The 23,685-nt window shown below is 61.2% G+C and carries 26 protein-coding genes and 1 pseudogene; 15 read left to right on the top strand and 12 right to left on the bottom strand.

The annotated features are described in order from the left end of the window. Window positions 1-293 precede the first annotated feature (293 nt). Together acs and CI41S_RS23080 are read left to right on the top strand one after the other, a co-directional pair. Window positions 294-2,273 carry an acetate--CoA ligase gene (gene acs, locus CI41S_RS23085; protein ID WP_139861711.1) on the top strand — a complete coding sequence of 660 codons (1,980 nt, stop codon included), beginning with the start codon at window positions 294-296 and terminating at the stop codon, window positions 2,271-2,273. Window positions 2,274-2,331: 58 nt separating this feature from the next. Further along, entirely contained in the window at window positions 2,332-2,949 is a 618-nt protein-coding gene (locus CI41S_RS23080) for an adenylate kinase (RefSeq protein ID WP_139862132.1), read from the top strand. Window positions 2,950-3,060: 111 nt separating this feature from the next. On the opposite strand, the gene CI41S_RS23075 is transcribed toward CI41S_RS23080, so the two are convergent. Continuing rightward, window positions 3,061-3,306 carry a hypothetical protein gene (locus tag CI41S_RS23075; RefSeq protein ID WP_139861710.1) on the bottom strand — a complete coding sequence of 82 codons (246 nt, stop codon included), beginning with the start codon at window positions 3,304-3,306 and terminating at the stop codon, window positions 3,061-3,063. Between the two features lie 226 nt (window positions 3,307-3,532). Here CI41S_RS23075 and CI41S_RS45395 point away from each other — a divergent pair. Both CI41S_RS45395 and CI41S_RS23065 read left to right on the top strand, forming a co-directional pair. After that, window positions 3,533-3,697: pseudogene (locus tag CI41S_RS45395) on the top strand (CBS domain-containing protein); the annotation flags it as partial. Window positions 3,698-3,966: 269 nt separating this feature from the next. After that, on the top strand, window positions 3,967-4,650 hold the full coding sequence (locus tag CI41S_RS23065) for a CBS domain-containing protein (RefSeq protein WP_139861708.1): 684 nt from the start codon (window positions 3,967-3,969) through the stop codon (window positions 4,648-4,650). A 95-nt stretch (window positions 4,651-4,745) separates the two neighbouring features. Here the strand turns inward: CI41S_RS23065 and CI41S_RS23060 are convergent, their stop codons facing one another. Further along, window positions 4,746-5,300, bottom strand: a complete 555-nt coding sequence (locus CI41S_RS23060) for a SulP family inorganic anion transporter (RefSeq protein WP_347339261.1) — start codon at window positions 5,298-5,300, stop codon at window positions 4,746-4,748. A 304-nt stretch (window positions 5,301-5,604) separates the two neighbouring features. Here CI41S_RS23060 and CI41S_RS23055 point away from each other — a divergent pair, with 304 nt between their 5' ends. From CI41S_RS23055 to CI41S_RS23045, 3 genes are read left to right on the top strand one after another with little or no spacing between them, the layout of a single operon-like run. Beyond that, window positions 5,605-5,817, top strand: a complete 213-nt coding sequence (locus CI41S_RS23055) for a YgaP family membrane protein (protein WP_139861707.1) — start codon at window positions 5,605-5,607, stop codon at window positions 5,815-5,817. 16 nt (window positions 5,818-5,833) lie between these two features. After that, the gene (locus CI41S_RS23050) at window positions 5,834-6,085 is read left to right on the top strand and encodes a hypothetical protein (RefSeq protein ID WP_139861706.1); all 252 of its coding nucleotides are present in this window, start codon (window positions 5,834-5,836) and stop codon (window positions 6,083-6,085) included. A gap of 59 nt (window positions 6,086-6,144) precedes the next feature. Beyond that, window positions 6,145-6,363 (top strand): DUF6894 family protein, encoded by a 219-nt coding sequence (locus tag CI41S_RS23045; RefSeq protein ID WP_139861705.1) that lies wholly within the window; start codon window positions 6,145-6,147, stop codon window positions 6,361-6,363. 177 nt (window positions 6,364-6,540) lie between these two features. Here the strand turns inward: CI41S_RS23045 and CI41S_RS23040 are convergent, their stop codons facing one another. From CI41S_RS23040 to CI41S_RS23015, 6 genes are all read right to left on the bottom strand, one after another. After that, entirely contained in the window at window positions 6,541-6,672 is a 132-nt protein-coding gene (locus CI41S_RS23040) for a CBS domain-containing protein (RefSeq protein ID WP_244626646.1), read from the bottom strand. A 134-nt stretch (window positions 6,673-6,806) separates the two neighbouring features. Continuing rightward, window positions 6,807-8,159 carry an oxygen-independent coproporphyrinogen III oxidase gene (gene hemN, locus CI41S_RS23035; RefSeq protein WP_139861704.1) on the bottom strand — a complete coding sequence of 451 codons (1,353 nt, stop codon included), beginning with the start codon at window positions 8,157-8,159 and terminating at the stop codon, window positions 6,807-6,809. Between the two features lie 61 nt (window positions 8,160-8,220). Further along, a complete protein-coding gene (locus tag CI41S_RS23030) occupies window positions 8,221-8,904 on the bottom strand; it encodes a helix-turn-helix domain-containing protein (protein WP_139861703.1) in 684 nt (227 codons plus the stop codon). Window positions 8,905-9,271: 367 nt separating this feature from the next. Continuing rightward, a complete protein-coding gene (locus CI41S_RS23025; protein WP_139862130.1) occupies window positions 9,272-9,994 on the bottom strand; it encodes a CBS domain-containing protein in 723 nt (240 codons plus the stop codon). A 63-nt stretch (window positions 9,995-10,057) separates the two neighbouring features. Next, window positions 10,058-10,345, bottom strand: coding sequence for a c-type cytochrome (locus CI41S_RS23020; protein ID WP_139862129.1), 288 nt, complete (start codon window positions 10,343-10,345; stop codon window positions 10,058-10,060). Window positions 10,346-10,415: 70 nt separating this feature from the next. After that, a complete protein-coding gene (locus CI41S_RS23015; RefSeq protein WP_139861702.1) occupies window positions 10,416-11,255 on the bottom strand; it encodes a universal stress protein in 840 nt (279 codons plus the stop codon). 161 nt (window positions 11,256-11,416) lie between these two features. Between CI41S_RS23015 and phbB the strand changes: the two genes are divergently transcribed. From phbB to CI41S_RS43620, 4 genes are all read left to right on the top strand, one after another. Continuing rightward, window positions 11,417-12,142 (top strand): acetoacetyl-CoA reductase, encoded by a 726-nt coding sequence (phbB, locus tag CI41S_RS23010; protein WP_139862128.1) that lies wholly within the window; start codon window positions 11,417-11,419, stop codon window positions 12,140-12,142. Window positions 12,143-12,159: 17 nt separating this feature from the next. Next, entirely contained in the window at window positions 12,160-12,540 is a 381-nt protein-coding gene (locus CI41S_RS23005; protein WP_139861701.1) for a hypothetical protein, read from the top strand. A gap of 86 nt (window positions 12,541-12,626) precedes the next feature. After that, window positions 12,627-14,432 (top strand): PHA/PHB synthase family protein, encoded by a 1,806-nt coding sequence (locus CI41S_RS23000; RefSeq protein ID WP_244626645.1) that lies wholly within the window; start codon window positions 12,627-12,629, stop codon window positions 14,430-14,432. 154 nt (window positions 14,433-14,586) lie between these two features. Continuing rightward, a complete protein-coding gene (locus tag CI41S_RS43620; RefSeq protein ID WP_172628146.1) occupies window positions 14,587-14,754 on the top strand; it encodes a hypothetical protein in 168 nt (55 codons plus the stop codon). Between the two features lie 201 nt (window positions 14,755-14,955). Here CI41S_RS43620 and CI41S_RS22995 read toward each other — a convergent pair whose 3' ends face one another. Genes CI41S_RS22995 through CI41S_RS22985 form a run of 3 tightly spaced genes read right to left on the bottom strand, consistent with a single transcriptional unit; the run spans window position 14,956 to window position 17,831 of the window. Continuing rightward, window positions 14,956-15,207: a hypothetical protein gene (locus tag CI41S_RS22995; RefSeq protein ID WP_139861700.1), complete on the bottom strand. Its 252-nt coding sequence runs from the start codon at window positions 15,205-15,207 to the stop codon at window positions 14,956-14,958. A gap of 60 nt (window positions 15,208-15,267) precedes the next feature. After that, a complete protein-coding gene (locus CI41S_RS22990) occupies window positions 15,268-16,848 on the bottom strand; it encodes a bifunctional aminoglycoside phosphotransferase/ATP-binding protein (protein WP_244626644.1) in 1,581 nt (526 codons plus the stop codon). Then, the gene (locus tag CI41S_RS22985) at window positions 16,848-17,831 is read right to left on the bottom strand and encodes a zinc-dependent alcohol dehydrogenase family protein (protein WP_139861698.1); all 984 of its coding nucleotides are present in this window, start codon (window positions 17,829-17,831) and stop codon (window positions 16,848-16,850) included. The genes CI41S_RS22990 and CI41S_RS22985 overlap by 1 nt, the downstream gene beginning before the upstream one ends. Before the next feature lie 206 nt (window positions 17,832-18,037). On the opposite strand from CI41S_RS22985, the gene CI41S_RS22980 reads away from it, so the two are divergent. Then, on the top strand, window positions 18,038-18,514 hold the full coding sequence (locus CI41S_RS22980; RefSeq protein WP_139861697.1) for a CBS domain-containing protein: 477 nt from the start codon (window positions 18,038-18,040) through the stop codon (window positions 18,512-18,514). Further along, a complete protein-coding gene (locus tag CI41S_RS22975; RefSeq protein WP_139861696.1) occupies window positions 18,496-21,267 on the top strand; it encodes a bifunctional acetate--CoA ligase family protein/GNAT family N-acetyltransferase in 2,772 nt (923 codons plus the stop codon). The genes CI41S_RS22980 and CI41S_RS22975 overlap by 19 nt, the downstream gene beginning before the upstream one ends. Here CI41S_RS22975 and CI41S_RS22970 read toward each other — a convergent pair. Then, window positions 21,237-21,647, bottom strand: a complete 411-nt coding sequence (locus tag CI41S_RS22970) for a hypothetical protein (RefSeq protein ID WP_139861695.1) — start codon at window positions 21,645-21,647, stop codon at window positions 21,237-21,239. The genes CI41S_RS22975 and CI41S_RS22970 overlap by 31 nt on opposite strands. Window positions 21,648-21,919: 272 nt before the next feature. On the opposite strand from CI41S_RS22970, the gene CI41S_RS22965 reads away from it, so the two are divergent. Beyond that, window positions 21,920-22,933: an MlaE family ABC transporter permease gene (locus CI41S_RS22965; protein WP_244626643.1), complete on the top strand. Its 1,014-nt coding sequence runs from the start codon at window positions 21,920-21,922 to the stop codon at window positions 22,931-22,933. A gap of 2 nt (window positions 22,934-22,935) precedes the next feature. Then, entirely contained in the window at window positions 22,936-23,673 is a 738-nt protein-coding gene (locus CI41S_RS22960) for an ABC transporter ATP-binding protein (RefSeq protein WP_139861694.1), read from the top strand. Window positions 23,674-23,685 lie beyond the last annotated feature (12 nt).

The raw sequence follows: 23,685 nt of genomic DNA, 5'->3' as shown, positions 1-23,685 counted from the left end.
GGGTCTTGATGCAGATCAAATGTTGCAGATGCGCATTGATCTGCCGGTCTCGATCGCGAAGGTGACTCTGACGCGTTGTCTAGAAAGCAGCTGCAGACGTGCGCTTCTTGATGGAGATCAATCCGGCATCGAATACATGCTCATATATGGCGTATGAGTGGGGAGTTGGATAAAACAGCCAGCTGGCCGTGCACGATCCGCGTGCGGACCGCTTAGCCTCCGAGAAGAGAGCAGACTTCCCTGGTGTGGTGGGGTAATGGCGTTACACAGAAGATAATCTCGGAGGAATTGCCATGGATGCGAAGTCCGTAAGTGCCAGTTCGCCGGAAGCGGTTTATGACGTGTCGGCCGACTGGGCCAAGCGCGCCTATATCGATGACGCCAAATATCGCGAGATGTATGCGCGCTCGGTCACGGACCCCAACGGATTCTGGGCCGAACACGGCAAGCGGGTCGACTGGATCAAGCCCTTCACCAAGGTCGAGAACATCTCCTTCGCGCCGGGCAACATCTCGATCAAATGGTTCGAGGACGGCGAGCTGAACGTCGCCTGGAACTGCATCGACCGCCACCTCGACAAGCGCGGCGACCAGACCGCGATCATCTGGGAGGGCGACGATCCCTCCGAATCCAAGCACATCACCTACTGCCAGCTGCATGACGAAGTCTGCAAGATGGCCAACATCCTGCGCACCCGGAATGTGAAGAAGGGCGATCGCGTCACGATCTATCTGCCGATGATTCCGGAGGCGGCTTACGCGATGCTGGCCTGCGCGCGGATCGGCGCAATTCATTCGGTGGTGTTCGGCGGCTTCTCGCCGGACAGCCTCGCGCAGCGCATCAAGGACTGCGACTCCAAGGTGATCATCACCGCCGACGAGGGCCTGCGCGGCGGCAAGAAGGTGCCGCTGAAGGCCAATGTCGATGCGGCGATCGCCAAAACCGGCGGCGTCGACTGGGTCGTGGTGGTCAAGCGCACCGGCGGCAAGGTCGACATGAACCCGACGCGCGACCTCTGGTATCACGCCGCCGCCGAGATGGTGACCACCGAATGCCCGTGCGAGCCGATGAACGCCGAGGATCCGCTGTTCATCCTCTATACCTCGGGGTCGACCGGAACGCCGAAGGGTGTGCTGCACACCTCGGCCGGCTATCTGGTGTTCGCGTCGATGACGCATCAGTACGTCTTCGACTATCATGGCGGCGACATCTACTGGTGCACCGCCGACGTCGGCTGGGTCACCGGCCACAGCTACATTCTCTATGGGCCGCTCGCCAACGGCGCGACCACGCTGATGTTCGAGGGCGTGCCGAACTACCCGGACAATTCGCGGTTCTGGCAGGTGATCGACAAGCACAAGGTCAACACCTTCTACACCGCGCCGACCGCAATCCGCGCCCTGATGCAGGGCGGCGACGAGCCGGTGAAGAAGACCTCGCGCGCCTCGCTGCGGCTGCTCGGCTCGGTCGGCGAGCCAATCAATCCGGAAGCCTGGGAGTGGTACCACCGCGTGGTCGGCGACGACCGCTGCCCGATCGTCGACACCTGGTGGCAGACCGAGACCGGCGGCATTCTGATCACGCCGCTGCCCGGCGCCACCAAGTTGAAGCCGGGATCGGCGACGCGGCCGTTCTTCGGCGTGGTGCCTGAAATCGTCGACGCCGACGGCAAGACGCTGGACGGCGAGACCTCGGGCAATCTCTGCCTGACGAGGTCGTGGCCGGGCCAGATGCGCACCGTCTATGGCGACCACGACCGCTTCGAGCAGACCTACTTCTCGACCTACAAGAACAAGTACTTCACCGGCGACGGCTGCCGGCGCGACGCCGACGGCTTTTACTGGATCACCGGCCGGGTCGACGACGTCATCAATGTCTCCGGCCACCGCATGGGCACCGCCGAGGTCGAGAGCTCGCTGGTCGCGCATGAGGCGGTCTCCGAGGCCGCGGTGGTCGGCTACCCCCACGACATCAAGGGCCAGGGCATCTATGCCTATGTCACCTTGATGAAGGGCACCGAGCCGACCGAAGCGTTGCGCAAGGAGCTGGTGGCCTGGGTCCGCAAGGACATCGGCCCGATCGCCTCGCCGGATCTCATTCAATTCGCGCCCGGCCTGCCGAAAACCCGCTCCGGCAAGATCATGCGCCGCATCCTGCGCAAGATCGCCGAGGACGATCCGTCCAGCCTCGGCGACACCTCGACGCTGGCCGATCCGGCCGTGGTCGACGACCTCGTGCACAACCGCCAGAACAAGAAGGGCGCGCCGGCGTAACAGCGTGACTGAGCAGCAACAACTGGAAAGCGCCAAACGGGCCGATGGAGACAATGCGGTGAGAATAGTTCTGTTGGGGCCTCCAGGGTCCGGGAAAGGGACTCAAGCGATCCGTCTGGCTAAGCAGTTAGGCATTCCTCAGCTGTCGACTGGGGATATGCTGCGCGCTGCAGTGTCGGCGGGAACATCGATCGGCGCAAAGGCAAAGGCGATCATGGAACGCGGCGAACTCGTTCCCGACGAACTAGTCGTCGCTATAGTCGCCGAGCGCATCTCGCGGCCCGACGCGAAATATGGGTTCATTCTGGATGGCTTTCCCCGCACTATTGTCCAGGCCGCCGCACTCGATGATATCTTGCGGGCAGCGGGCCTTCGACTTGACTCGGTGCTGGAATTGGACGTTGACGAAGCCGCCCTGCTGGGTCGAATCCTTAACCGAGCCAAGGACGCGACGGCCAACGGCCACGCCAGAGCAGATGACACCGAAGCTGCATTGAGAGTTCGCTTGGAGGAGTACGGAAGACAAACCAAACCGCTTGCAGATTACTACCGTGAGCAAGGTATTTTGAAGAGCGTTGATGGCTTGCAACCGATAGACAAGGTGGCGAGCTCACTCTTGGAAGCTATCCATACGCAAGGGGAAGGGGTGCGTTACGCTGCCTCATCCTCGCCGTAGACTGCGGCATTCCGAGCGAACGGGAACGACTTGCCGATCATGCCGAATGGCTCATCGGTGCCAGGTCGCCCACACAAGGCGATGACCGTCGAGAGGAGCGGCTGTGAGTCCCTAAGCGATTGTACGTAGGTCCTCGTGCGAAGGAACCACACCAAACGTCCTGAGTACCGTGGTTCTGGGTTCGGGATATCCGGTGCGGACAATTGCGACGGCGCCGGTATGCCCGAGTATCTTCCACAGGTGCTTCGCATACTCTATCGCCGAAGAAGGAGTGGCGCACTTGAGCTGTTGGCCGGCTACGAGCCGTTGATCGGTCATGTCGTACGGCACCGCAACGAACTGGTTGAGTTCATTCATTATGTTAACCTCCCAGTTGGAAGCCAAACAATACATCAGCGCCAAAGGGACGTATTGACCTGGCTCAACGGGCCGCTTTGCAGCCTGTGCTGAAGGCGAGCGAAATCGATCCGTCGACCGATGTTGCGGAATATTGCCGTCCTCCGGACGCGAAAAGTGGCTGCCGTCCATGGAAGCGCAGGCGAGCGCGAAAAATTGATCTCCCTCATAGGACGTCGATGCGTCGCTTGACGACGTTGTCAAGCAGATGGATGCTTACGACATCGCGCAAGTCCCGGTCGTCAGCGGCGGAGTCGTCGTCGGTATTGTCAGCCGAGTAGAGCTGCTGGCGACACTGGCAATTCGACTGAGCGAAGAGACCGCAAGGCGAAAGGTTAGAGCGCAGCGATGAACGAGATGGCCGTCTGCACGCGTGCGTATGCCTTCGTCTGGAGTGAACATCTCAGTGCCAAGACCTCTCCATCGGACTGACGGGCGTCGGCGAGTGCCGTGCGCGCATTCGTCGTCTCGGTTTCTGCATCGCAGGAGAAATGGCTTGAGGGAGCATCGGCTAAAGTTTCTGGGAACTCTGCCATATCATGCTACGCTGAATTGACGTGGCTCAAACATTCTCTCTGCCGCCCTCGTTAGCCTGCGACCGCACAAAAAGAGGAGCCGGACATGCAAGCGCGCGACGTGATGATTTGCAGTGTCATCTCGGTTGGCCCAGATATCCCCGTTCAAATCGCGGCCAATGCGATGGTTCGCAACTGTGTCAGCGCGCTCCCGGTCATTGATATCTATGCAAAGCTGGTCGGCATCGTTTCGGAGGGCGATCTGATCCGGCGCGTCGAGATCGACACCGATCGGCACCCTCCCGGCGTTGGCGAGGCACCCATGTCGAGCGATTCGCTGGCGATGGATTTCGTCAAATCGCACGCCAGACGCGTAAGCGATGTAATGACGCGTGAGGTGGTAACGGCGCAGCCTGAAACGCCGCTGCGGGAAATCGCAAACTTGATGGAGAAGCATAACATAAAACGGGTGCCGATCGTTCAGGGCGAACAGTTAGTCGGCATCGTCAGCCGCGCGAACCTGTTGCAGGTCCTGGCACGCGCCAACGACAATACGGAGTGGGTCGAAAGCGACCGCGCGCTGCATCAGCGCTTCGTCGAGAGCATCAGGAATCAGCCGTGGGCAAGCAGACCCTTCAATGTCATCGTTAAGGATCGTCGCGCCGATCTCTGGGGATTTGTTCATAGCGTAGATGAAAAGACAGCCGTTCGCGTTGCGGCCGAGGCGACGCCGGGAATCGAGTCGGTATCTGATCATCTGGGCATTGCGCCCCAAGGCTCCGAGACTTGATTATCCATTCATCGCTCGTGCTGCGGATATCAAACGCGGCTCTGGGCGAGTCAATTGGCTCCCCCAAGGCTGGCCTGTCAACAGCAGGATTGCGATCAGTAGCGAGCCCGTCCAGTAGATCTTTCCTGCATGATCGCGTTGGTGATCGTCCACAGACTCGGCAGTAGCGCTTTGCTCTCCATCGAGAAGCCAAACAGTTTCGGAAGCTGACTGATCAATACGGTCAGTGCAATTCCGTTGACGTAGCCGTAGCGGCTCGGCTTGGAGAGGAGTTCAGTTACGAAGCCCAGGCGCAATATGCCCGCGAGAATGCACACCACGCCCCAAACGATCGCCATCATGCTCGCTAGAGCTGCAGCTCGAAGAGGTTTGCCTCCAGATAGTAGAACGACCGTGCGAAGAACGATTGCTGCCAAAGCGGAGCCCGGTCCGACGACGAGGATGCGGCTTGGGCCGAAGACCGCATAAGCCACGAGCGAGATCATCGTTGCGTATAGCCCGTAGATTCTGGGCACGCCCAATGCTTCCGCATACGCAGTTCCGACCGGAGCCAGCACAGCCGCCAGAACGAGTCCTGCGACGACGTTGCGCCGAAGCCAAGCGGCCTCATAACGGTCGAAGGTCTCGAGACCCGCAGCCAGCGGAGCCAACGCTTCATTTGTAGGTCACTCCGTAGTCCGGTTGAACCCTCAGTCGGCTGTCCTGCCGTCAACTCGGAGCAGTCGAGCTCACTCTAGCATGCTTGGCAAATGTAACCTCAGCATTCCATCCCGCCTGCTCACGGGCGGTCCAGCTTGCTTGGCCTTTGGGCCCACGAGCGAGGCACGACGAATCGACAGCGTTAGATAGATGAAAACGGTGTCGGGGATCCGGGGCATCCGAATTGATCATGATCAAGTGCTGTGGGCGCGAGTCCGTTCAAAATGCGCTGGCGTTCAAAGGAGGCTCACTGCCATGGCACGCAACGTCGGATTCATTGATCAGTATGCCCGGATCCTCATCGGTATGGCTCTGATCGCATACATCGTGAAAGATGGCTCGCTTGGAGCGGGGTGGCTGGTCGCCGCGACCCTCGGATTCGCTCTGATCGCCACGGCATTCTTCTCGTACTGTCCGCTATACACGTTGCTGGGAATTAACACTCGGCGGAAATCCAGCTCGGTCTAGGGGGCTGGCAACGTAGATGGATGCACACCTTGGCCTCGCCGAGTTGGGGTCGCGACTCAACCATCTCGACGCGGGCGCTGTTTTGAGAATTTCCGAGCAGGATTATGAACGATTGTTTGGTATCAACGAGGTCGCTGCCGAGAGGGTCGCACAGTTTGCCGAGATGCATCACTGCGTGAGCGTTTCCGGAGCGAATGCGGTGTACTTCCGAAAATGGAGCGCTACTCAACCCGAGTTAGTGCAGGGCGACGATGCAGCGTTCCGCTGATCCGAAAATCGTTTCACTCGCACCTCAGCCGAGATGCCTTGGGATGCCTGGAAGCTCCGATGAGAACCTACTACTTCGATGGGAACGATGGCATTGCGATCCGTGATCGGGGCGAAGTTGAGTTCGCCAACGACGGCGACGCAATCGCGCACAGCATGCGAATGGCCAGCAGAATTCGCTGTAAGAACCCGACTGGCAACGACGATTGCTACGTCGTGGTCATTAACGAGTCGGGCGAGGTAATCCACCGGGAGGCGGTCTACCCGGCGGTGACCTGAGCCGGCAGTTCGTCTGTCGATGCCGAGACGTCGATGCCGGAATGCCCGGCACCCGTACAATGCGTAGAGCGGCTGATCGTCTTCCGTTGAGGCCTCTTCCTGCAAAGAGACAAAGTCGCCGCCGTCATAGTCGTCTTCCGGTGCTGGCGAGGTGATTTTCAGGAACTGATCCTCGCCTTATGATACGATACCGATCAGCGCTCCATCCCGACCGGTGACAGGAAGTCCGCTGATGTGATGAGCCAACATGGCATTGATGGCGTCGATCACTGATGCGTCGGGATCGATTGTGATGACGTCCCGTGACATGATTTCCCGCACACGCACAACGGAAGTCTTTTGCATTGGAGCCAAGGCGGTACGAATCGAGACTTGAAGAATGCCTTCAGGTCGCTCGAAGCGCGTTGACCTCTATGAACTACAGCAAGCTCGAAAAGCGGACCCTAGACGGCCCGGCTGTGCCTAGCCGCAGAATCTGTGAGGTGAGCGTCGAAAGCCGAGGCGACGCTCCGGACCAGGAATTCCGAGCCACTGCTGATCGAGAGGCGATCACCTACTATCGTCACGGCGCCGTCTGCGATCAGCTTGTCAAGCCGGGAACGATCGACGACAGCAGAACTCGGATCCCAACGGTGCTCGCGGCACATCCGGGGCAGGTCGACGGCCATGTCGCACATGATACGCTCGATGATATCGGCACGGAAACGGTCCTCCGCCGTAAGCATGCAGCCCTTGACGGTGGCGAGGCGGTCCTCGGCGATGCGTGCGAGGTAGTCGCGTGTCGAGACTGCATTCTGCACGAAGCCCTGGGACATCCGCCCGATCGCACTGGCGCCGAAACCAATCAGGGTTTGGGCAGCATCGTCCGTGTAGCCCTGGAAGTTGCGTCTCAGCCGGCCTTCACGCTTTGCAATGGCCAGATTGTCGTCGGGGAGGGCGAAATGGTCGAGCCCGATGCGGACGTATCCAGCTGCGGTCAGTGCCTGCGCGATCGCTTCGGATTGACGAAGCCGCTCAAGGCTGTCGGGCAGCGCCGCCTCGTCGATCATGCGCTGATGCTTCTTGAAGGAGGGAATATGAGCATAGCCAAACACCGAGAACCGGTCGGGCCGTAACGCGATGCACTTGTCGACGGTATCAAGACAAGAAGCGGCGGTTTGCAGGGGGAGGCCGTAAAGTAGGTCGAAGTTGATGCGGCTGACGCCGGCACAGCGCAGCCGCTCAACCGCTTCCGCGGTCTGCTCGAGGCTCTGCGAACGATTGATGGCGTGCTGGACGGCAGGATCGAAGCTCTGGACGCCAAGGCTCGCGCGGTTGACCCCGCTGTAGCCCAACGCCTCGGCCATCGGCACCACCAGGGTGCGCGGGTCGATCTCGATGGCGATCTCGGCATCGGGCTGCACAAAGAATGAGTAGCGCAGCGCGCCGACGAGGTCGGCGAAGGTTTCGGGCGTCATGATCGTCGGGGTGCCGCCGCCGAAATGGATATGAGAGACGGGCAATCGCCGACCGATTGCTTTCGCGACGAGGTACGCTTCAGTGCGAAGGCCCGCAGCGTAGATAGCGATCGGTTCGTCAAGCCTGGTGACGGAGGTGTGGCATCCGCAGTACCAGCACATCGATCGGCAAAACGGCACGTGCAGATAGATCGAGGCCGGCCGTCGGGTCGGCACCGACTGGAGCCATGCCCGGTAGTCGGCCTCGCCGACCGACGCTGAAAAATGCGGAGCCGTCGGATAGCTGGTATAGCGCGGCAGCCGGTCCTGCCCATAGATGATCGCCAGACTCGACCGCATTCGGATCCTCGTTTCCGCCTCGCAAATCGACTATCGGAAGCAGGCGGACAACCCCGTCGCTTTACGCCGCCATCAGCCGATTTTGCATCGCGCGGTTGCGCAGTTCGACCCGGCGCGAGGTCGGAAGAGAAATGATCCCGTTCTGCTCGAGTTGGGTAAAGGTGCGTGACACCGTTTCGATGGTCAGACCGAGATAGTCGGCAATGTCCTGTCGCGACATCGGAAGCTCGATGGCGGTGGCAGTCTTGACGGCGCGGCGCGCCATGTCATGAAGAAAACCGACGACACGATCTTCGGCGCTGCGGATCAAGAGCATCAAATGTTCCTGAGAGCGACGCAATTCCTGAGCCGTCGCATCCCACAGCTGGCGTGCCAGATCCTTTTCGTGGGTGGCGCGGACCATCAGCGCAGCGCGCTTGACCATGATGACCCGTGTTTCGCAGACGGCCTCAGCCGAGGCGATATGGGTCTCGCTGGCCTCAAAGCCGAAGATGTCGCCGGGCAAGTAGAATGCACCGATCTGCCGGCGTCCGTCTTCCAGAATCTTGTAGGTTCGGACGGCGCCGGAGACGACCTGGTAAAGGTATCCCGCAGCCTCGTCCTCGCCGTAGATTTCGCTGTTGCGCGCGAACCGCATCGGGGTCCCGGTCATGCCAAAAGGGCCCTCGGCGTGAGGCTGCCGGCTCGAAATGCTGCTGCTTGGACGACGGTTGATCTCGAGAGAAGCTGCGGTCTGGGTGTGCATGAGGCGCTCCATGATGGGCAAGATCGATGGAGGCACTTTGACCGCATCCAACTGACGGGGAAATTCGGATGTTTCACCTAAGTACAAACCACTTACGTACTTGTACGTAGGTCCGGACGATCCAAGCGGAGACAGCCGCCCGCGCATCCGGACGTCGGTCCTGCGGCGCGCGGATCGATCGTAAGGCTAGGCGACGTTCTTGTCGGGATAAGAGGCACGTGTGCTTGCTCTATCCTGTTCCTGGCGCCAACGTGTTGTGCTGCGATCGGTAAGGGCGAGCACGATCGCGAAGGACGAGAACATAAGGCAGACGGCCGTGACGACAAGCAGAGTATTCATTGCCATGTTGCAAGCTCCTCGGATCTGATCAACTGACCGCCTTGATGTCCTCGGGCGACTCGGCGTAGTAGCCGGAGTAGCCGTCGACGAAGCAGAGGTGATCATGAACCTCTTTGACACCCGAGGTGTTTTCGGCGAGCACGATCGCGGCCTGGCGGGCGCGTTCGTCGAAGACCAGGCCGTGCAGGTGCACAACGCCGTTGCGCACCCAGACCTGGAACCCAGGCGGACGCCAGCCTGTCGCGTTGATTTCGCGCAAGATTCGTTCCCGGATATGGGTATCGTTGGCCGTCGGATCAGGCACTTCGCGCGCCAACGAGGCTACGGCCTGCAAAATGTCCGCTCTCGTGACGATCCCGACCATGGTCTTGCCGTTCATAACCGGAACTCGCTTGACGTCATGCTTGTGCATCAGGTGCACGATCTCATCGAGCGGCGTCTGCTCCTCGACGGTGATCGAATTCGTAGCCATGACGTCCTCGACCTTGCGGCCGCGCTCGTGCACGAAATCGGTCGCGGCGCGGCCGACGCCCGTGAACAGCTCGAGCCAGGCCGATCGCTTGTGTCCCGTGCTGATCTCCGCCCGTCGCAGGAAGTCGGCCTCCGACACCATGCCGCGGAGCGTGCCATCCTCATCCAGCACCGGCAGACCACTGAGATGACATTTCAGCATGATATTGGCCGCATCCAGAATTGTGGTATGCGGACTGACGCTGATCACATGCTTGGTCATGATCTGATGCGCGCGCATTGCGAACCTCCGGGTTTTGAATTGAACGCTAGAGCCACTGCGCATGTTGGGCATTGACCTCGCTCAACGGTCGGAAGTGCTGTGCTCCAACGATTTCAAGAAAAGGATGAAGTCGTTGACCTGGTCCGGCTCAAAACTGAACTCCGGCATGGACGGGTGACCGGTGACGATCCCTTCCGCAAGCGCCTCCTGCAGCATTTCGACGGAGTAGCGCTCGTGTAGTGTTCGGAAGGGCGGGGCGATCGTCAGCGGACTAGGGCTTACCCTGTCGATCGCGTGGCAGCGCGCGCAGTAGAGCCGCGCCAGCCGGCGGCCCTGTTCCACATCGGCGTCGGCATCAGTTGGCAGCATGGCGCCGAGCGCGATGCAGCCGCCGAGCGCGCGAAGGAACGATCCGATACGTCGCATCGCGTTCCCGCCCTCAATGCGACATCAGGACCGGAACGGTCATCGACTGAAGCATGTCGCGCGTCACGCCGCCCAACAGCGTCTCTTGCAGACGGGAGTGGCCGTATCCGCCCATCACCAGCAAATCGAGGCTCTCGTCCGACGCGATCGACACGATTGCCGGCTGGACCTCGGAGTGAGATGCGGGTACCGAGGCGACCTTTGCAGGAAGCCCGGATCTTGCGAGATACCGTAGCAAGTGGTCGGTCGAGGTTTCCGGAAGGGTCCATTGCGAGCTTGTCACGGCGGTGATGATCGTAAGGGCATCGGCCCCACGCAGCAATGGCATCGCGTCGCGCAATGCGCGGGCCGCGAGCCGGCTGCCATCCCAGCAAATCCCGATCCGTTTGCCGGAAAATGCCCCACGGAACGTGTGGGGCATGAACATCACTGGGCCGCCGGCCTGAAAGAGGACTTCCTGCGGGATCACATTGTCGTAGCTGTTATGATCGGCCTCCGGGTGCGCCATGATGGTCAGGTCGTGCAGCCGTGCGTTCGCGCAGATGATTGCGCGCGCATCGATGGGAAGAGCACTCAGGGCACGCTGGGTGTAGCTGATGTCCGCGTTTCGCGCCTCCGTTTCAAAGACGCGGAGCGCACCTTCCGCTCGCTCCAGTGCCTGCTGACGCTCGACTTCGAAGATCGAGGCGACGGCCGCGCCGCCCTCTGCGAAGAATGGTGCACTGGTTGATTCGTAGCCGATTGCCACCGCGTCGAGATGCGCCCCCGTCTTGATTGCGAGCGAAATCGCACCGTCCACGGCAGGACGCGCCGATCGCTCCGTGGGGATGTGGGCCAAGATACTTCTAAACATCGCTGTCCTCCGTAGCTGAGTTCTTCCCATCAAAGCAGGACACCGCGACCTGCGTGTTGATCTAGCTCATATGCGCTCACTCATTCGATTTGACCGAGATCAAACCGGTGCTTGCGCATTTCGAGGAATGCTTCACCTGGTTCAATGATGAGGACATCAGGATGCCACGCGTTGCATTGGTGACTGGCGGGACCCGCGGAATCGGCGCTTCAATAGCGTGTGCTCTGGAGGAAGCGGGATACAGGGTCGCAGCGAATTACGCCGGCAACATAGACGCCGCCGACGCCTTTCGCGATCGAACCGGCATTCCCGTGTTTCAATGGGACGTCAGCCGGCACGAGGCGTGCGCAGCAGGGATTGGCCAGGTTGAAGCGGTGCTGGGGCCGATCGATATCCTGGTCAACAATGCCGGGATTGTTCGGGACAGCATGCTGCACCGAATGAACAAGGAGCAATGGGATGCCGTGGTTCGCACCAATCTCGATTCGCTGTTCAATATGTGCCGGCCTCTGATCGAGGGCATGCGGGCGCGACGATTTGGTCGGATTATCAATATCTCCTCCATCAACGGGCAGAAGGGTCAGGTCGGCCAGACGAACTATGCCGCAGCGAAGGCCGCCGAGCTTGGCTTCACGCGAGCGCTCGCGCTCGAAAGCGCGAGGTTTGGGATCACGGTCAACGCGATCTGTCCGGGCTACACCAGCACGGAGATGCTGGCGGCGGTGTCCCCCGACGTCATGGAGAAGGCCATCCTGCCGCAAATTCCGGTCGGGCGGCTAGGGCAACCGGAAGACATCGCCCGTGCGGTAGTATTTTTGGCCGCCGAGGAAGCGGGTTTCATTACAGGATCGACACTTTCGATCAACGGCGGCCAGCACATGTGCTGACGAGAGGGAGCCGAAGTATGATGGAGGCGACAGTTCCTCACTCGCATGCAGTTGTCTGGATCGACCACTTCATCGCCAAGATATTCTCGATCGGGTTGACTGGCGTCAGCGCCGCGGCCGTGCGCGCGCAATTGTCGTCCCACCATCTTCATCACAAGGCAAACGCGATCGGTTCCGGCCGGGTTCACGACGACGCGACATTCCTCGCAAGGATCAGTGAGGCGCTGGGCAACTGCACCGACCTGCTGATCATCGGCCCGGGCACGGAGAAGACCGAACTGATGCAATATCTGAAGGTCGTTCGGCCGGAGCTCAATCTTCATGTCGAATCCAGTGATCACCCGACCGATCGGGAAATCATTGCGCTGGGCCGAAAGCGCTTTCATCTCGATCGATGATGCGACATTTCGCTTGGTAACGAGCATTCAAATCGAGCGATGACGCGGCATGTGTTTCGTTCGGCTTGGGCCGAAGGAGGTAGGCGATGACGAACCGGGCGATTTCCGATCATATGAAATTTCCCGCCAATGATGACGCGGTCCCTGAAGGGCCCGTCTCGGTGCCTGAGAGCGGCGCGTCGGCGGGCGAATCCGCCGATCGATTGATCCGCGCGGCGATAGCGCGGTTGACCGGTGGGCTCTCACCGGCGAGCCTCGCGCTCGCCTTTGCCGATTGGCAGCTGCATCTGGCGGCGTCACCCGGCAAATGGGTTGAGCTTGCACTGAACGCTCTTGGTGACGGCGCGCGCTTCGCACGAATGGTGTCGACGCCGCATGCGGCCTGGCAGCCCTGGTTTATGGTCAAGCCTCGACCGGGTGACAGCCGGTTTTCCGGCCGTGACTGGACGTTACCGCCATTCAATATTATGGCGCAAACATTCCTGCTCGGCGAGCAGTGGTGGCATTCGGCGACCAGCGGCCTGCACGGCGTTTCGAAGGGAAATACAGAAATTGTGGATTTCGTTATCCGCCAGTGCCTTGATACAGTGGCGCCATCGAACTTTGGGTTCAGCAACCCGGAGGTGGTGCGCCGGGCGATGGCGTCGGGCGGCGGCAATTTCCTGTCGGGCTGGCACAACTGGGTGGAAGACTGCAGGAATCTGTTGAGCACCAAGCCGTCCGGACCGACCACGTTTGCGGTGGGCAGGGACGTTGCCGTCTCCAAAGGCAAGGTCGTTTACCGGAACGAGCTGATTGAGCTCATCCAATACGCGCCCCAGACGGCAGACGTCTGCCCCGACCCGGTGCTTATCGTGCCGGCATGGATCATGAAGTATTACATTCTCGATCTCTCGCCGCGGAACTCGCTGGTGCGTTTCCTGGTCGAGCGCGGCTTTACGGTGTTCATGATCTCGTGGCGCAATCCCGGCGCGGCCGATCGTGATCTTGGCCTCGATCACTATCGCATGCTGGGGGTCGATGCCGCTGTCGACGTGATCAATCAGCTCGTTCCAGGACGCGCGATCCATGCGGCGGGCTATTGTCTCGGCGGGACACTGCTCGCGATTGCGGCCGCGCGGCTGCAAAAGGAGCGGCCTGGCAGCCTCCGGTCGGTGACGCTCTTGGCCGCCCAGGTCGATTTCACCGAGGCGGGCGAGCTGACGCTCTTCATCAACGAGAGTCAGGTGGCTTTCCTCGAGGACATGATGTGGCAGAGCGGTGTGCTTGAAACGGTACAGATGGCCGGTGCGTTCCAGCTGCTTCGCTCGAATGACATGATCTGGTCGCGCCTGGTGCGCGACTACCTCATCGGTGAGCGCGCCGCACCGAGCGACCTGATGTCATGGAATGCTGACGCCACTCGCATGCCGTACCGGATGCATTCGGACTATCTGCGCAAGCTGTTTCTCGATAACGACCTTGCCGAGGGCCGTTATTTGGCGGACGGGCAGCCGGTGGCGCTTTCCGACCTCCGTGCCTCGATGTTCGTAGTCGGCACATTGCGTGATCATGTCGCGCCGTGGCGGTCGGTCCACAAGGTCCATTTGCTCGCCGATGCCGATATCGCTTTCGTGCTGGCGAGCGGCGGTCACAACGCCGGCATTGTCGCTCCACCGTCAGAGGAGGGACACACCTATCAACTGCTGGAGACGAAGGCAGGCCAACACTATGTGGGCCCCGACGAGTGGCTGCAGAAAGCGGCGCGTCGCGAGGGATCCTGGTGGCTGGAGTGGGTTCGCTTCCTCACGGCGCATTCGGATGCTTGGGTGCCGGCGCGGTCGTCGCTTCATGCGCCCGACGGCGGGCCGCCGATCGACGATGCGCCCGGGCAGTACGTTCTCCAGCATTGACCCGCCGTTACGGTGTTCAGGCAGCTTGATCTGCAGCAACTCCTCCATCGGTGCGGGTCCGTACAGTAAACGCCGCATAGCAGGATCAACGATCCGGCTAGGCATCCATGCCCCCGGGGCGCGTCAAGCGACGCTGGGCCTCTAGGAGAGAGCTATGAGCATCATCCTTCGAATCCTCTTCGTTCTTGTCGGATCGATCACCGCGCTATTCGTTGCGCGGGATTCCCTCAACTTTGACATCATTCAAACATTTGTGGCTATCCTGCTCGTCACCGCGCTTCTGCTCGGCGGTAGCTTCTGGAGCCTGTGGCGGAAGACATGAAAGCCGCAGATCAAATTGGGCCGAGTGAAGCCGACGGGGCGAGTCAGAGCAGCGACGCTGGGTTACAGGCGCCGAGGAATACCGCGGGGCTCGATACGCGATAAAGGTCGAAGGCCGGCCCCAAAGGACCGACTTTCGACGCATGACGGGCCTTAAGGGAAGGATGGACGAGTTGACGGCTTTTACCCGTCAGTCTGCGTTCTAGCGTCCCTCGAATGTGGGCTTCGAGTTGGTAAAGGCCATCAGCAGCAATGACAGCCCGGATACCGCTGCCACAGCCGCGGTGATCCAGGTAATCGCGGTTACGATGAAGGCCGCCTCAAATCGCCAGATCACTTGCGGCTCGGTGGAGGCGAGCGGCAAGATGTCGGGAAAGAACCAGTTGTAGAACAGAACAAGCGCAGCCGTTGTGACGGCGCTTCCGCAAAAAAGCATGGCCATTGCGCGTTTCATAGCATCCTCCTGTTTCGCAGGAGGATGCTGACAGGCTTCGGCCGGCACACAAATTCCGCATTATCCCTTAAGGGATGTTCCCTTTGTCTGTGCGGAGCCTTCGTACAGATGGAGTGAGCTGCGTTGGAGTGTCATCGCAGGCGAGTTGGATGCGTCCACGACTTTCCAATCCATATTGCCGGTATCGATGCTGTCCTGGAAGAGGACTACGTCTGTGGTGGCATCCGAGGCGTCGTGCCGCCGCGCGGCAACGCGATGCAGCCGTGCCGCACGATCGGCAGTTAAGAAGATTCCATGGAACTCTACCGTGGCGTCGCGGGCAGCCGCTTTTGCCGCATCGCGCTCCGCCCGCTTCAGGAATGCGGCGTCGAGGATGACGGAAATCCCCTGAGTCAATGCATGTCTGGCTCGATCAAGCATGGCGTGATAGACGCGGTCGGAGGCTTCGGCTGTATAGGTCTCGGGCGGTAACGTCGCGTGCTCGCCCACATGATAGAGTTGCTTGCGAATGACGTCCGATCGCAAGACCAGGGCGCCCGGTGGGGGCGCGAGCAGATGCGCCATGTCACGCGCCAGGACGCTCTTGCCTGTGCCGGATTTTCCGCCAATTGCGAGAAGGTGCGGGGACTCCGGCTCAATCAGCCGGACTGCGAGCTCGAAATATCGCGTCGCACGGGCAGCGGTTGCTTCGTCGTTCTGGTGCTGCTGCCGTTTGGTGAACAGCACGTTGGCCCGGATCGCGGCGCGCATCGATAGAAATAGTGGCAACAAGGGCAATGCGTTCGACTGTGTGTCCCACGCCGGTTGCATGTAACTGTTGAATAGTTTGTTAGCCGCAGCTGTTTGCCAAAAGTAAAGCAGATCCATCATAGGAAATGCGAGGTCGTAGATGACGTCAGTTGTGGCGATATTGGGATCAAACTCAATTGCATCGAATAGCACCGGTTCGCCGTCGAGCAGGACGATGTTGCCGAGATGCGCGTCGCCGTGACAGTGCCGTACCTGTCCCGCCGTGCGGAGGCGCAGGAGATCAAGGTTACGTGAAAGCGACCGATGGCTCAATTCGTGCAGCTTTTCGATATAATTGCGCGGCAGATCTGTCTCGGCGCGAAATTGCTCGGTATTGCGATCGATGATGGCGGGGAGCGACGCTAGCCAGTGCGATCCATCGCTGCCGGTTGCGGTCCGATGGGATTTGAGCAGGACGGCGGCCAGGTTCTCACCAAGCTCCGGCCCGAATGCGCCGTGCTCGGCGAGGTGATCGAGCGTCTTGCGTTCGTCGAACCGGGCCATTTCGACCGCCCATTCGACAACTGGCCCGGTTCCTCCGACCGCGAGACCGTTGCGCCCGCGCGTGATCGGCACCACCCCGCGATAGATTGAGGGAGCGTGGCGCCGGTTGATGGCAATCTCATCTTCGCAAGCGCGATGTCGCTTCTCCAGCGTCGAGAAGTCGAGATAGGGGAGCTTGACCGCGCGCTTGATCTTCAGGACACGCGAAGGCCCGAGAAAGACGATCGAGCAATGGGTGTCGATCCGTTGCAGGGGCAGGTTCAACGGACTCGATTCTGCCAGGAACGACGATACGGCGGCTTGGTCCGCCTCGCCTGTGGCCATGCCGGTTGATGATGCCAGCGTCATCATGGCTTTAAGACGGCTGCGCCGACAAGCTCGCCGCCGCGCAGGAGCGCGAGCGCTTCGTTCGCCTGATCCAGGGGGAAGACGGTGACGTGCGTGCGGATTTCGGCCTTCGCCGCCGTCTTGAGAAAGTCGACGCCGTCCTGTCGAGTGAGATTGGCGACAGAGACGATCTGTCGTTCACCCCAGAGGATGTTGTAGGGAAAGCTCGGAATGTCAGACATATGAATGCCGGCGCAGACCACGCGACCACCCTTGCGCAGGGCACGCAATGCAAGCGGAACGAGGGGCCCGGCGGGCGCATAGATGATCGCTGCATCGAGGTCCGCCGGCGGGCGGTCCTCGGAGGCTCCGGCCCAGCATGCGCCGAGTGACAATGCCAGATGTTGTGCCTCTGTGTCGCCCGTGCGCGTGAAGGCGTACACATCCCGCCCTTGCCAGCGCGCTACCTGCGCGACGATGTGCCCCGCAGCGCCAAATCCGTAAATACCGAGTTTGTGGCCGTCGCCGGCCATCACCAGCGAACGCCAGCCGATCAGGCCCGCGCACAGCAGGGGTGCCAGCTCGGCATCCGCGCCGTCCTCACCGAGCGGAAAGCAGTAGCGCGCATCTGCAACGAGGTGGGTCGCGAAGCCACCGTCGCGCGTATAGCCGGTGAACAGCGGATCGTCGCAGAGGTTTTCCTTGCCCTCTTGGCAGTAGGGACAACGCCCGCAGGTCGAGCCGAGCCAGGGAACGCCGACGCGCGTACCGAGCTGCCCACCGCTTACACCGTCACCAACCGCGTCGATGCGGCCAATCACTTCGTGGCCGGGAACGATCGGATAGACGATGTTTGGCAGCTCTCCGTCGACGACATGCAGGTCGGTGCGGCAAACGCCACAGGCGCCGATTCTGATGCGGACCTCGCCCGGGCGGGGAACCGGGTCAGGCCGTTCCACATATTGCAGCCGCGCACCGCGCGCGGGCAGGATCATGGCGTGCATGGTGGAGCTCGCTCGGGTCTGTGACATTCCTTTGATCACATGACATTGGTCCTGTTTTGATCCTGGTCAACGCCGATCGGCCGTTCCTGATTAGCTTGCCTCGCAATAGCACTCGACCAGAAGGCACCGATGATCAAGCCTTGGGACACGTCGCTGGTCGGGCAGCGACGCATCCATAAAGCTTTGCCCATCCGAAGGAATCAGCCATGTACGAATTTCTCCAGGAAACTGTCGCGAACAACATGACGAGCTCGGTGCGGAGCATCGCTCCCGAAATGACCGTGGGCGATCTGTACCGCTTGTTCGCAAAAGAAGACTACGATGGCTATCCCGTGCTGCGCGACGATGTCGTCGTCGGGTTTGTCACGAAACTTGACGCCCTGAAGGTGTTCACTTTTACAACGGATCACATATTACCGCATTATGACGACCGCATGGGAACCACGGTCGACGAGATCATGACCTGTGACGTGATTGCGGTCGAACCGGACACAAATCTGCAGCGCGTTCTGCAGCTGATGGTCGCACACCGCCTGAAAAGCCTGCCCGTGGTTGACAAGTATCGCCACCTGCTCGGCATTATCGCTCGCGAGGATGTCATGCGGGCCTTGGCGCGCTGCACGAAGCGGCAGGCGCCTCCGCTTGTTCCATGCGAGACCGTTAGATGTCTACGTTTGGCCTAGAGCGGGTTTTTTCGCCTCGGACCGTAGCGCTTGTTGGCGGCAGTTCACGTCCGTCGTCGCTTGGCTTGGCGGTGCTCATGAACCTCAAGGCGAGCGGCTTTGCCGGTCGTCTCGCCGTTGTCAATCCAAATTATACCGCGATCGATAGCGAGGACACATACCCGGATCTCAAGTCGCTCCCCTTCGTTCCGGATCTCCTCGTGATTACCGCGCCTGCGGCGGCGATCCCCGGAATCATCTCGGACGCCGCCGCGATCGGTATCGCCGGCGCGGTGATCCTGTCGGCGGGGCTCGGGCACGGCGCAGGCTCGCTTGCCGAGAGCATCGTGCGGACTGCACGCGCGCACGGTATGCGTCTGGTCGGGCCGAACTGCATCGGTATGCTGTTGCCCCGCGCGAAGCTCAATGCGAGCTTTGCCGCGCATCAGCCGTCCCTCGGACACGTCGCCTTGATCTCGCAGTCTGGTGCGGTTGCGGCAGCGATGATCGAGTGGGCGGCGGAACGGCGGCTCGGCTTTTCGGGCATCGTGTCGATCGGCGACCAGCTCGATGTCGACGTCGCCGACCTACTCGATTATTTCGCGCTCGACAATCATACCAATGCGATCCTGGTCTACCTTGAGGCCGTCAAGGATGCGCGCAAATTCATGTCGGCGGCGCGCGCCGCCGCACGGCTGAAGCCGGTGGTCGTCGTCAAGTCGGGGCGGATGGCGCAGGGTGCCAAGGCCGCGGCAACCCATACCGGCGCGCTGGCCGGGTCGGATGCCGTGTATGACGCCGCGTTCCGTCGTGCTGGCATGCTGCGCGTCTACGATCTGCGTGAGCTGTTCGATTGCGCGGAGCTGCTCGGCCGCGGATTCGTCCCGCGCGGCAATCGCCTCGCAATTCTGACCAACGGCGGTGGGCTCGGCATTCTCGCGATCGACCGGCTCGCCGAACTCGGCGGCGCTCCTGCGAACTTGACCGCGGAGACGGTCGAGCGGCTCGATCAGGTGCTACCGCGAGGCTGGTCGCGCGCCAACCCTGTCGATATTTCCGGCGATGCTGACGCCGCCCGTTATGTGTCCGCGCTCGACGCGTTGCTCGATGACGCGAATAGCGATGCGATCCTGGTTATGAATGTGGAGACCGCGGTGGCGCCGACCGAGACGATCGCCGAAGCGGTGGCGCAATGTGCTCGTGACCGCCGGGCGACCAGGAGTAAGGTGGCCGCGCTGGTGCTGGCGGCATGGACCGGGGCGGACGAGCGAACTGCAGCGACCTTTGAGGCAGCCCACGTGCCGCATTTCCCCACCGAGGACGATGCGGTGCGCGCCTTCATGTATCTGGTGAGATACCGCGAGGCCTCGATCGCACTCGCCGCCACTCCGCCCAGCGTTGCCTCGACATTCACGCCGGAGGTGGCAGCAGCGCGGCGCGTGATTGCGAAGGCGCTGTCCGAGAAACGGGGTTGGCTCGACCCGACCGAGATCGTCACCTTGTTCAAGGCTTACGATATTCCTATCGTTCCAACCGTTACCGCTTGTGATGCCGACGATGCCGCGGACAAGGCTGCGCCGTTCCTGACCCAGGGGCTTGCGGTGGCGGTGAAGCTGTTCTCGCGCGACATCAGCCACAAGTCGGATGTCGGCGGGGTCATCCTAGGGCTACGGACTCGCGAAAGTGTCGCCGAGGCGGCGAGGACAGTGTTGTCGCGCGCACGCAACGCGCGGCCGGATGCGACCCTGCAGGGCGTGACGATCCAGCCGATGATCGTGCGACGGGCGGCACTTGAACTGATCCTCGGCATTGCCGACGATCCGACCTTCGGTCCGGTGATCGTGTTCGGCCGCGGCGGCACCGCGGTCGAGGTGATCAACGACAAGGTACTGGCGTTGCCGCCGCTCGACATGAACCTGGCGCGCGACCTGGTTGGGCGAACCCGGGTTTCGCGGTTGCTTGCTGGCTACCGCGACGTGTCCGCTGTGCCGGAAGAGGCCGTGCCGCTCACCCTCGTCAAGCTCGCGCAGATGGCAGCGGATATTCCGGAAGTCGCCGAACTCGACATCAATCCGCTGCTGGCGGACGAGACCGGCGTGCTGGCGCTCGATGCACGCGTGGCGATCCGCAAGCCGGCGCGGCTGTTTGCCGGTCACACGCGGCTCGCCGTGCGGCCCTATCCTTCGCAATGGGAAGGCGAGCTTGCCTCGAGGGACGGCTCGCGCCTCGTGGTACGGCCGCTGCGGCCGGAAGATGAGCCGATGGTCGAGAGCTTCTTCAGGCGGGTGTCCGCCGAGGATCTCAGGCTTCGTTTCTTCCAGGCAATGAAGAACTTTTCGCATGCGTTCATTGCGCGGCTGACTCAGCTCGACTACGCGCGTGCAATGGCCTTCGCGGCGCTGGATCCGAGTACAGGCGCTATGGTGGGAGCGGTCCAGCTCCATTCGGACTCGCTCTATGAGAATGCCGAGTATGCGATCCTGCTGCAATCCGACCTGAAGGGCAAAGGGCTTGGATGGGCGCTGATGCAGCTCTTGATCCAGTATGCGAGGTCGGAAGGGCTGAAACGGCTGTCCGGTGAAGTGCTAGCCGAGAACACGACCATGCTGAGCATGTGCCACGAGCTCGGGTTCACCACCGCCACAGAGCCGACCGACCACAGGATAGTCAATGTCGTCCTCGACCTCTCCCTTCCAGTGGCGGATGCCGTAGGGGCCGAAATCCTGATCCGGCCCAGGCGGGATCAAAGCGGCGTGACGGCGACAACACGATAGGGATGCACGCCGTCCGCCTCGCGGACGGAGACGTACTCGCCAAGGCGGAAGCGCTCGTTGCCGAAATGATATCCGGTTTCATCGGCGGCCGCTCCTGCCACGTCATAGTGGAAGCGCCACCTGTCGTTCGGACCATGAACAAGGTGACCGAGTTGATCCTCCTCGCCCGGCCGCTGGCGAACGACGCGGCAGGCGTCACGATGGGCTTTCCAGGTCTCTACATCGATTCGCGACGCCGCATTCAGCGGAGCGACGATGATGTAGCCGATCGCCGGCGCGCCCTCGGGGTGATCGTGTTCACGCGCACGTCCGAGCCGGATCAGCCTGAATGAGTGCGGCAACGCAGTGTTTTGCAGTGGCGTGAAGGCGGCACGATTCATCGAACTCTCCCTCAATGCGCCCGGTGCTGCCGGGCCAGACATGGCAATTGTAGCTTCGAGGCCCGCCAAGTCGTTGATTTGCGTCAAGAAAGTCTGAGGATGCGAATTGCTCTGGGTCAAACACCGCTGCCTTCAGTCTCTTATGCTGGATCTGCGACTTCGGAGTTGGTCTCTTGTTGAACGCACCGGCATTGACAGCAAACGCGGACGATCCGCGCATGCTTACCGCATGCGGGGCCTAGAACGTTGCCAACGTCGAGGCGCTGGAACGATTGTGCACACACGCCGCGCGCACCGACATCCGCTCGATCGATCTGCGCAGCGTTACCGCTCTCGACACGGTCGGAGCCTGGCTGCTTGAAAGACTCGCCCGCGGTGGCGCTACCAGAGCAGCCCTCACTGGTGCCGACGGTCCATATGGCGACCTGCTGGAGGAGGTGCGAGGACTGAACCGCAGCGGCTCCGCCGAACGCAGATCGGACAACCCCTTGCTGCAGAGGCTCGATCAGCTCGGCCGCGGCAGCAGGCGTCTGGCGTCCGATTCGGCGGCATTCCTGCATATGCTGGGTGCCGTCAGCACCGCGTTGCTCGGCATTCTCAGGCGTCCGCCGTCGTTCCGACTGACGTCGACCGTCTATCAGCTCGGCCGGGTGGGCTGGCAAGCCGTACCCATCATGGTACTGATCACGTTCCTGATCGGTGCGATCATCGCCCAGCAGGGCATCTTCCATTTCCGCCGCTTCGGTGCGGAATCGTACGTCGTCGACATGGTCGGCATCCTCGTGCTGCGCGAAATCGGCGTGCTGATCGTCGCGATCATGGTGGCCGGGCGATCGGGCAGTGCCTATACCGCCGAGATCGGTGCGATGAGGATGCGTGAGGAAATCGATGCGCTCAGCACCATGGGGCTCGATCCTGTTGCGGTGCTGATCCTGCCACGAGTCCTGGCGCTCGTGGTGGCGTTGCCGATCCTTGCTTTTCTTGGCTCGCTCGCGGCGCTCTATGGCGGGGGGCTTATCGCGTGGCTCTATGGCGGTATGAGCCCCGCGATTTTCATTGCGCGCCTCCATGACGCGGTTTCCGTCACGCATTTTGAGGTCGGCATCATCAAGGCACCGTTCATGGCCCTGGTGATCGGACTTGTTGCGGCCGTCGAGGGACTGAGCGTCAAGGGCAGCGCTGAGTCGCTGGGACAGCAGACGACTGCGTCAGTCGTGAAATCCATCTTCCTGGTGATCGTGCTTGACGGGCTGTTTGCGGTATTCTTCGCGTCGATCGGGTTGTAGCCATGACCGAAACTCCAGCCATTCATATCCGCGATCTCGTGGTCGGCTTCGGCAAGAAGATCATCCTCGATCATCTCGACCTCGACGTGAGCGACGGGGAAATTCTCGGTCTCGTGGGAGCGTCCGGAGGCGGAAAATCGGTACTGATGCGGACACTGGTTGGCCTGCTGCCCAAACGGAGCGGTCAGATCGATTTTGCGGACAACAGCGATGACGAGCGCCGCTGGGGCGTCCTGTTCCAGCAAGGAGCGCTATTCTCGGCGTTGACGGCTCCCCAGAACATTCAGTTTCCACTGCGTGAGCGGGCGCGGCTTTCGCCAGGGCTGTTGGACGAAATTGCGAACGCTAAGCTCGAGATGGTCGGCCTGACGCGCGAAGACGGGGACAAGTTTCCGTCCGAACTCTCGGGTGGCATGACCAAGCGTGTCGCGCTCGCGCGGGCTCTGGCGCTTGATCCTTCGCTTCTGTTCCTCGATGAGCCAACGTCAGGCCTTGATCCCATCGCAGCGGGCGAGTTCGATACGTTGATTCGGACGCTGCACCGGACATTGCGCTTTACCGTGTTCATGGTGACGCACGACTTGAACAGCCTGCAGGCAATCTGCGACCGCGTCGCGGCGCTTGCAGATGGCAGGATCGCAGCAATCGGGCGCCTGTCGTCGGTGCTCAAGTCCGATCACCCCTGGGTTCAGGCCTACTTTCACGGAGCCAGGGCGCAGAAGCTGGGCCTCGGCAATTAGGCAAAGAGAGAC

The sequence above is a fragment of the Bradyrhizobium ivorense genome, assembly GCF_900696085.1.
Taxonomy (GTDB): domain Bacteria; phylum Pseudomonadota; class Alphaproteobacteria; order Rhizobiales; family Xanthobacteraceae; genus Bradyrhizobium; species Bradyrhizobium ivorense.
The sequence above is the reverse complement of the archived record's forward strand: the minus strand, read 5'-3'. Positions and strand labels throughout refer to the sequence as shown.

Bases quoted from the DNA above. Each gene is read 5' to 3' on its own strand.
- acs (WP_139861711.1), top strand. From the start codon at position 294: ATGGATGCGAAGTCCGTAAGTGCCAGTTCGCCGGAAGCGGTTTATGAC.
- CI41S_RS23075 (WP_139861710.1), bottom strand. From the start codon at position 3,306: ATGAATGAACTCAACCAGTTCGTTGCGGTGCCGTACGACATGACCGAT.
- CI41S_RS23065 (WP_139861708.1), top strand. From the start codon at position 3,967: ATGCAAGCGCGCGACGTGATGATTTGCAGTGTCATCTCGGTTGGCCCA.
- CI41S_RS23055 (WP_139861707.1), top strand. From the start codon at position 5,605: ATGGCACGCAACGTCGGATTCATTGATCAGTATGCCCGGATCCTCATC.
- CI41S_RS23050 (WP_139861706.1), top strand. From the start codon at position 5,834: ATGGATGCACACCTTGGCCTCGCCGAGTTGGGGTCGCGACTCAACCAT.
- CI41S_RS23045 (WP_139861705.1), top strand. From the start codon at position 6,145: ATGAGAACCTACTACTTCGATGGGAACGATGGCATTGCGATCCGTGAT.
- CI41S_RS23040 (WP_244626646.1), bottom strand. From the start codon at position 6,672: ATGTCACGGGACGTCATCACAATCGATCCCGACGCATCAGTGATCGAC.
- hemN (WP_139861704.1), bottom strand. From the start codon at position 8,159: ATGCGGTCGAGTCTGGCGATCATCTATGGGCAGGACCGGCTGCCGCGC.
- CI41S_RS23030 (WP_139861703.1), bottom strand. From the start codon at position 8,904: ATGCACACCCAGACCGCAGCTTCTCTCGAGATCAACCGTCGTCCAAGC.
- CI41S_RS23025 (WP_139862130.1), bottom strand. From the start codon at position 9,994: ATGCGCGCGCATCAGATCATGACCAAGCATGTGATCAGCGTCAGTCCG.
- CI41S_RS23020 (WP_139862129.1), bottom strand. From the start codon at position 10,345: ATGCTGCCAACTGATGCCGACGCCGATGTGGAACAGGGCCGCCGGCTG.
- CI41S_RS23015 (WP_139861702.1), bottom strand. From the start codon at position 11,255: ATGTTTAGAAGTATCTTGGCCCACATCCCCACGGAGCGATCGGCGCGT.
- phbB (WP_139862128.1), top strand. From the start codon at position 11,417: ATGCCACGCGTTGCATTGGTGACTGGCGGGACCCGCGGAATCGGCGCT.
- CI41S_RS23005 (WP_139861701.1), top strand. From the start codon at position 12,160: ATGATGGAGGCGACAGTTCCTCACTCGCATGCAGTTGTCTGGATCGAC.
- CI41S_RS23000 (WP_244626645.1), top strand. From the start codon at position 12,627: ATGACGAACCGGGCGATTTCCGATCATATGAAATTTCCCGCCAATGAT.
- CI41S_RS43620 (WP_172628146.1), top strand. From the start codon at position 14,587: ATGAGCATCATCCTTCGAATCCTCTTCGTTCTTGTCGGATCGATCACC.
- CI41S_RS22995 (WP_139861700.1), bottom strand. From the start codon at position 15,207: ATGAAACGCGCAATGGCCATGCTTTTTTGCGGAAGCGCCGTCACAACG.
- CI41S_RS22990 (WP_244626644.1), bottom strand. From the start codon at position 16,848: ATGACGCTGGCATCATCAACCGGCATGGCCACAGGCGAGGCGGACCAA.
- CI41S_RS22985 (WP_139861698.1), bottom strand. From the start codon at position 17,831: ATGCACGCCATGATCCTGCCCGCGCGCGGTGCGCGGCTGCAATATGTG.
- CI41S_RS22980 (WP_139861697.1), top strand. From the start codon at position 18,038: ATGTACGAATTTCTCCAGGAAACTGTCGCGAACAACATGACGAGCTCG.
- CI41S_RS22975 (WP_139861696.1), top strand. From the start codon at position 18,496: ATGTCTACGTTTGGCCTAGAGCGGGTTTTTTCGCCTCGGACCGTAGCG.
- CI41S_RS22970 (WP_139861695.1), bottom strand. From the start codon at position 21,647: ATGAATCGTGCCGCCTTCACGCCACTGCAAAACACTGCGTTGCCGCAC.
- CI41S_RS22960 (WP_139861694.1), top strand. From the start codon at position 22,936: ATGACCGAAACTCCAGCCATTCATATCCGCGATCTCGTGGTCGGCTTC.